Below are 607 nucleotides of genomic sequence, written 5' to 3'. Positions count from 1 at the left end.
CCGAAGGCGGGGTTCTGCTTGCGGATCTCGATCATGCGGCGGGTCCAGTGCAGCAGGCTGGACGGGGACGACATGGACGCCTCGACGTTGGTGACCTGGTAGCCGTAGACCGGGTCCATGATCGTGGGCAGGAACAGGCGGCCGGGGTCGCTGGAGGAGAAGCCCGCGTTGCGGTCGGGGGTCCACTGCATGGGGGTGCGCACGGCGTCGCGGTCGCCGAGCCAGATGTTGTCGCCCATGCCGATCTCGTCGCCGTAGTAGAGGATCGGGGAGCCGGGCAGGGACAGCAGGAGGGCGGTGAAGAGTTCGATCTGGTTGCGGTCGTTGTCCAGCAGGGGGGCCAGGCGGCGGCGGATGCCGATGTTGGCGCGCATACGCGGGTCCTTGGCGTATTCGGCCCACATGTAGTCGCGTTCCTCGTCGGTGACCATCTCGAGGGTCAGCTCGTCGTGGTTGCGCAGGAAGATGCCCCACTGGCAGCCGGAGGGGATCGCGGGGGTCTTGGCGAGGATTTCCGAGACGGGGTAACGGGACTCCCTGCGCACCGCCATGAAGATGCGGGGCATGACGGGGAAGTGGAAGGCCATGTGGCATTCGTCGCCGCCGG

At 67.4% G+C, this 607-nt stretch carries 1 pseudogene; it reads right to left on the bottom strand.

The annotated features are described in order from the left end of the window. Positions 1 to 607 (bottom strand): annotated as a pseudogene (locus K7G59_RS34400) (alpha-amylase family glycosyl hydrolase); the annotation flags it as partial.

Source organism: Streptomyces sp. NK08204, from assembly GCF_020400585.1.
Classification (GTDB): domain Bacteria; phylum Actinomycetota; class Actinomycetes; order Streptomycetales; family Streptomycetaceae; genus Streptomyces.
The sequence above is the reverse complement of the archived record's forward strand: the minus strand, read 5'-3'. Positions and strand labels throughout refer to the sequence as shown.